The sequence below is a fragment of the Capnocytophaga sp. oral taxon 332 str. F0381 genome (genome assembly GCF_000318275.2).
In the GTDB taxonomy this organism is placed as follows: domain Bacteria; phylum Bacteroidota; class Bacteroidia; order Flavobacteriales; family Flavobacteriaceae; genus Capnocytophaga; species Capnocytophaga bilenii.
Genome location: NZ_KB291332.1, coordinates 1 through 2,851 on the forward strand (window position 1 = coordinate 1; position 2,851 = coordinate 2,851).

Here is a 2,851-nt window from a genome sequence, read left to right on the forward strand (position 1 = left end):
GTAAGCTTGTCGGCGACCACACAAGTACGATCAATTACTTGTGCAGCGGGCAACAACGATGGTTCAATAGTGATAAAAGATGTAGTAGGCGGCTGGGGCAGCTATGAGTATTATATAGATACAACTCCGCCAACGCCATCATCAGGAGCTTGGACAACTACCAGCAGCCGAGGCAACTTATCGGCGGGAACTTATAAGGTATCGGTACGCGATGCGAGTGGTTGCCAATATGACCTAAATGATGTTACCTTGTCAATTCCAACAGGTATTACAGGTATACTTACGATAACTACAGAAAACTGTACGCCAGGTACGGGAGTATTGAGTGTAGTATCGGTATCGGGCGGAGAAGGTGCTAACTATACTTATCAGTTGTATAAGGATGGCGCAGCGTACTCACAACCACAGGCGAGCAACATCTTTAACAGCTTAGGTTCGGGCAGCTATCAGGTAGTGGTACGCGACAGTTGGGGTTGTTCGGCAACGCTAACAGCAGTGAGCCTATACGAACCAGTGGCAGGCACAATGGCTACGATAATGAAGCAGGTAACTTGTACGCCAGCAACAGGAGCGACAATTTCGGTAACTCACTTAGGCGGTTCAGGCAATGTAGAGTACAAGTTGTACCCACAAGGAGGAACGCCAGTGGTACAGAACAACAACCCAGTATTTACCAATGTACCAGCGGGACAACACACCATTACTGTGAGAGATTTGAATACCTCTTGTGGAGTTCAGACTTATACAATAAATGTAATAGGAGCATCGGTGGTAAGCTTTACTTATACCACTACGGCAGTGAGCTGTAATGGAGGAGATGATGGTACATTGCTCATTACGCTTCCAGGAACGCAAACACAAACGGATTACCAGATAACTATAGAAGGAGTTACACCATTTGTAACGCGTAACGAGGTAGTGAATACGACCCCTAAAGACTTTAGCTTTACAGGCTTGAAGGCGGGTAACTACACAGTAACGGTAGTATCCTCACGAAATTGTAAAGCAGAGCGAGTAATCAATATAGCAGAGCCAGCGGTATTGAGTATTACCAATGTAGCTGTAACACGAGCTTACAGATGTAATGCAAGCAATGACGACCAAGCGGCATTGGTGAAAGCAGTAGTAGCGGGCGGTACGCAGTCATACACCTATAACTTTGAGTTGTTTGACGGGGTAACCACGATAACTACAGGCTATACAAGCAGTGATGTACTGAGTGTAACTAACAGCAGCACACAAACGCAAACGGTAATAGTATATGTACGCGATGCGAAAGGTTGTATGACCGATACACGTAGCAATCCGCTAGAGATAGCACCGCTAAAACGCATTACTAATATCAGTGCTACTAAGTTGGTACAGATAGCTTGTGGCAGCGATGAGCGCGTACGCTTTACCATAGCAGGAGGCAATAATCAAGGATACCTTGTTTATGTAACCACCGGAGTAGCAACGCCAAGCACACATACCCTTACGGCAGGTATCAATTCGGTAACGGTAGACTTTGGAGCACCAGGTTACTATGAAGTAACAGTAACTGATAGTGCAACGGGCTGCTATGCAACGACAAGCTACACGATAACACCATTTGACAGTATGGTAATAGGTGGAACACAAAGCAAGTCGGTATCTTGTGCATCGGGTAACGATGGGGTATTGAGATTAGAAATGACAGGTTACCAAGGAAGTTACAGTTATAGAGTATTGCAAGCTACTCCTACGGTAATGGTAGTAATACCACCAACAACGGTAGCCGGAGAGGTAGCAGCGGTACGCAAACACGATATAGTAGGCTTATCGGCAGGTAGCTATATAGTGGAAGTAACGCAAACACAATGGCCATCTTGTACGAAATCGACAACGCAAGTGATGATTTCGGGACCAGGAGCGGCATTGGTAGCCAGCGCAACGATAACCAATAAGATAAAATGTGGAGGTAGTGATCAGACAGGTTCCTTTGCAGTGAATGTAGCAGGCGGTTGGGGTGAATACCAATACCGTATAGTATCACACGCAGTGTATGGTAACTTTACCAGTACCTCAGTCTTTGACGGTTTAGTATCAGATACTTATACAGTAGCAGTAAAAGATAAGGAAGGCTGTGTGGTAACCTTCACACAACAGATGGCACCACCAGCGCCAATAGCAGCTACTATAACAAGTACTAATGTGAGATGCTTTAATGATGCTGACGGAACTATCAACGTACTGACCACCAGTGGCGGTAGTGGTAACTACAGTTATGAGTTGTGGGAAGTGGGAGGTTCACAGATAGGCAGCACGCAAACAGGTACTACTTTTGCGCACTTAGATGCACGTTCGTATGTAGTGAAGATTATAGACGGAATGAACTGCGATATAGAATTGCCTATAACGATTACCGAGCCTAATGAGTTGCTGGTAACGGCAGGTATCAGCAGTGAGAGAACGTGCCATACGGGAGCAACCGTATCGGTAACGGTAACGGGCGGCGTGGGCAGCTATCAATATGCGATGAGCACTAATGGAGGAGCCTTGGGCAGCTGGCAATCGAGCGGCGTATTTAGCGGACTTACCGCAGGAGAATACGAATTTGTAGTGAAAGACGGCAATAGCTGTGAGTCTAAGAAATCTAACAAAGTAACGATAGTGGATGTAGCGCCATTGAGTTTGACGATGGACACTACCAATGCTAAAGTGAAATGTAATGGAGGCAATACGGCAGAGATAGGCTTTACTCCAAGTGGGGGTATGGGTAATAATGTTTATACACTTCACAAAGGAGCGTCTACCAACCCAGCGATGACTATCAGTGCAACGCAAATAGGCACCGATAAGTGGGCATTTACAGGCTTGTACACAGGTACAT

Annotated in this window: 1 protein-coding gene; it reads left to right on the forward strand. The window is 45.9% G+C overall.

The features are described 5' to 3' along the window. Positions 1 to 2,851 (forward strand): SprB repeat-containing protein (locus tag HMPREF9075_RS09470; RefSeq protein ID WP_009416339.1); only part of this gene is annotated, 2,851 nt, incomplete at both ends.